Here is a 4,012-nt window from a genome sequence, read left to right on the forward strand (position 1 = left end):
GACGGTGTTCTGCGGGCGAAGGCGGTGTCGGCCCGCAACCTGCATGAGCTGACGGGTGAGCTGGGTATCGAGCTCTCTGCTTTCGTGCTGTTCTCCTCCGTCACCGGAACGGTGGGTGCTGCTGGTCAGGCCAACTATGCTGCTGCGAACGCCTACCTGGATGCTCTGGCCGAGCAGCGTCGTGCGGATGGTCTCGCGGCCACGTCGCTCGCGTGGGGTCCGTGGGCCGAGGGCGGCATGGCCGCCGACGAGGCGATGGACGCGCGGATGCGGCGCGAAGGCATGTCGCCGATGGCACCCGCTTCCGCGATCACCGCGCTGGAGCAGGCTGTTGGCGCAGCCGAGGCGGCCCTCACCGTCGCGGACATCGACTGGGAGCGCTTCTCGTCCGTTGTCGCAGCGGTTCGCCCCAACCCACTGATCGGCGACTTCGTCGCCGGCGCTGAGGGCGCGGCCGCCGTCACCAGCCACGGGTCTGTGGTCACGGGCGCCGACGTCGCGGGTGCGGTGTTCGGGCAGCTGGCGGGCCTGACCCAAGCCGAGCAGGAGCGGGAGCTGCTCACCCTGGTCCGTACGCAGGTCGCTGCCGTACTCGGCCACGACGGCTCGGACGCCGTCGGTGCGGAACGAGCGTTCAAGGAGCTCGGCTTCGACTCCCTGACCGCGGTCGAGCTGCGCAACAGGCTCGGCGCGGCCACCGAGCTGCGGCTCCCCACTACCTTGGTGTACGACTACCCCACCTCCGCCGCCCTCGCGGAGTATCTGCGCGGCGAACTGGTGGGCACTGCCCCGGTCGCCGGCGCTCCGCTGCCCGCTGTGGTCGCCACCGACGACGATCCGATTGCGATCGTGGCGATGAGCTGCCGTTTCCCCGGTGGCGTACGAACCCCGGAAGACCTGTGGCAGCTGCTTGCCGGCGGCACGGATGCGGTGGCCGAGTTCCCCGCCGACCGTGGGTGGGACCTGGCCGGCCTCTACAGCGCGGACCCGGAGCAGTCGGGCACCTCGTATGCGCGTGAGGGCGGATTCCTCTACGACGTCGCCGACTTCGACGCGGACTTCTTCGGGATCTCGCCGCGCGAGGCGCTGGCGATGGATCCGCAGCAGCGCCTGCTGCTGGAGACGTCGTGGGAAGCCTTCGAGCGGGCGGGGATCGACCCCTCGTCGCTGCGGGGCAGCCAGGCCGGTGTCTTCGTCGGCACCAACGGCCAGGACTACCTCTCGCTCGTCGCACGCGAGGCCGACGGCCTGGAGGGCCATGTCGGCACGGGCAACGCGGCGAGCGTCGTCTCCGGCCGGCTCTCCTATGTGTTCGGCCTCGAAGGACCGGCGATCACGGTCGATACGGCCTGCTCGTCGTCGCTCGTCGCCCTGCACCTCGCCGTGCAGGCGCTGCGGCAGGGCGAGTGCACGATGGCGCTGGCCGGCGGCGTGACGGTGATGTCGACGCCGGATGCCTTCGTCGACTTCAGCCGTCAGCGTGGTCTTGCGGAAGACGGTCGCATCAAGGCGTTCGCCGCGGCGGCTGACGGTACGGGCTGGGGCGAGGGCGTCGGCATGCTGCTCGTCGAGCGCCTGTCGGACGCGCGGGCCAAGGGCCACCCAGTCCTCGCGGTCGTGCGGGGTTCGGCGATCAACCAGGACGGCGCGAGCAACGGACTCACTGCCCCGAACGGCCCGTCCCAGCAGCGCGTCATCCGGCAGGCGCTCGCGAGCGCCGGTCTGTCGGCGACCGACGTCGATGCGGTGGAGGCGCACGGCACGGGCACCCGGCTCGGCGACCCGATCGAGGCGCAGGCGCTGCTCGCCACGTACGGGCAGGGACGTTCCACCGAGCAGCCTCTGCTGCTGGGTTCGGTGAAGTCGAACATCGGGCACACGCAGGCCGCGGCCGGTGTCGCGGGCGTGATCAAGATGGTGCTGGCGATGCGGCACGGCGTGCTTCCGCGCACGCTGCACATCGACGAGCCGACGCCGCACGTCGACTGGACGGCGGGCGACATCGCCCTGCTGACCGAGCAGACGGAGTGGCCCGAGACCGGCCGCCCGCGCCGTGCCGGCGTCTCCTCGTTCGGTCTGAGCGGCACGAACGCCCACACGATCATCGAAGAGGCGCCGGCTGCCGACATCGAGACGGCAACCGTCGAGAGCAGGACCGTCCCGTCGGTCCTTCCGCTCGTCCTTTCCGCCAAGAACGCCGCCGGGCTGCGCGCCCAGGCGGATCAGCTGGCCTCTTACCTGGCCGGAAACCCGGCTGCCTCTGCAGGCGACATCGCCTACTCGCTCACGAGCGGGCGCGCTGCGTTGGAGTCGCGCGCAATCCTGGTCGGCGACGCAGAGAACCGCGAGGGCCTCACGGCCGGACTGCGGAATCTCGCGGCGGGCGAGCAGGTGCCGGCTCTGGTGCAGGGCACCGTTGCTGACGGCCGGCTGGCGTTTCTGTTCACGGGGCAGGGGAGTCAGCGGCTCGGGATGAGCCGTGAGCTGCACGAGACGTATCCGGTGTTCGCGGATGCACTGGACGCGGTGTGTGCTCGGCTGGATCTTGAAGTGCCGCTGAAGGATGTGCTGTTCGGGGCGGACGGTGATGCTCTCGACCAGACGGCGTACACGCAGCCTGCGTTGTTTGCGGTTGAGGTGGCGTTGTTCCGGCTGGTGGAGTCGTGGGGTCTGAGGCCGGACTTCTTGGCGGGGCATTCGATTGGTGAGATTGCTGCCGCGCATGTGGCTGGGGTGTTCTCGCTGGAGGATGCCTGCGCGCTGGTTTCGGCTCGTGGCCGTCTGATGCAGGCGCTGCCGACGGGTGGCGTGATGATCGCGGTCCAGGCATCCGAGGACGAGGTCCTGCCGCTGCTCACGGACCGGGTGAGTGTTGCGGCCATCAACGGTCCGCAGTCGGTGGTCATCGCGGGTGACGAGGACGCGGCTGTCTCGATCGCGGACAGCTTCGAGGGTCAGGGCCGTAAGACGAAGCGTCTGACGGTGAGCCATGCGTTCCACTCGCCGCACATGGACGGCATGCTCGATGCCTTCCGTACGGTCGCCGAGGGCATCTCGTACGGGACTCCGCGCATCCCGGTGGTCTCCAACCTGACCGGCGCCCTCGTCTCGGACGAGATGGGTTCGGCCGACTTCTGGGTCCGTCATGTCCGCGAGGCTGTCCGGTTCCTGGACGGCATCCGCGCCCTGGAGGCCTCTGGCGTCACCACGTACGTCGAACTCGGCCCGGACGGCGTGCTGTCCGCCCTGGCCCAGGAGTGTGTGGCCGGCGAAGGCGCGGTCTTCGTGCCCCTCCTGCGTGGTGGGCGGGCAGAGGCGGAGACGGCGGTCGCCGCGCTGGCTCAGGCGCACGTACGCGGTGCGGCGGTCGACTGGGCCGGGTACTTTGCCGGGACCGGGGTGCAGCGGGTCGATCTGCCGACGTACGCCTTCCAGCGGCAGCGGTACTGGCCGGAGGCGTCGCAGGCGGAGAGTGCGCCTGTCGGCGGGAGCGTCGATGCGGTGGACGCGCGGTTCTGGGAGGCCGTCGAGCGCGAGGACGTTGAGTCCCTTGCCGCCATGCTCGGCCTCGATGACGTCAGCGCGTGGGGGAACGTGGTTCCCGCGCTGTCGGCCTGGCGTCGGCAGGGCCAGGAGCAGGCGCAGGTGGACGGCTGGCGCTACCGGGTGAGCTGGAAGCCGGTGACGGCTGCGGTGTCCGCCGGAGTGATGAGCGGGGCGTGGCTGGTCGCCGTGCCTGCTGGTCATGAGGACGACGCCCCGGTTACGGCTGTGGTGGGTGGGCTGGCTGAGCGTGGTGTTGAGGTCCGGCGGGTGGTGGTTGAGGCCGGTGTCGACCGGGTCGCGTTGGCGCAGCTGTTGGTCGAGGCGGGTTCGTGTGCCGGTGTGGTGTCGCTGCTGGGGCTGGACGAGTCCGATGGGTTGTTGGCCACGGCTGGTTTGGTGCAGGCGTTGGGTGATGCCGGGGTGGAGGCGCCGTTGTGGTGTCTGACTCGTGGTGCGGTGTCGGTGG

1 protein-coding gene is annotated in these 4,012 nt (G+C 70.3%); it reads left to right on the forward strand.

Annotated elements, in window-relative coordinates:
- Positions 1 to 4,012 (forward strand): beta-ketoacyl synthase N-terminal-like domain-containing protein (locus AB0D12_RS40975; protein WP_362695117.1); only part of this gene is annotated, 4,012 nt, incomplete at both ends.

It is taken from the genome of Streptomyces sp. NPDC048479, from assembly GCF_040651435.1.
GTDB lineage: Bacteria > Actinomycetota > Actinomycetes > Streptomycetales > Streptomycetaceae > Streptomyces.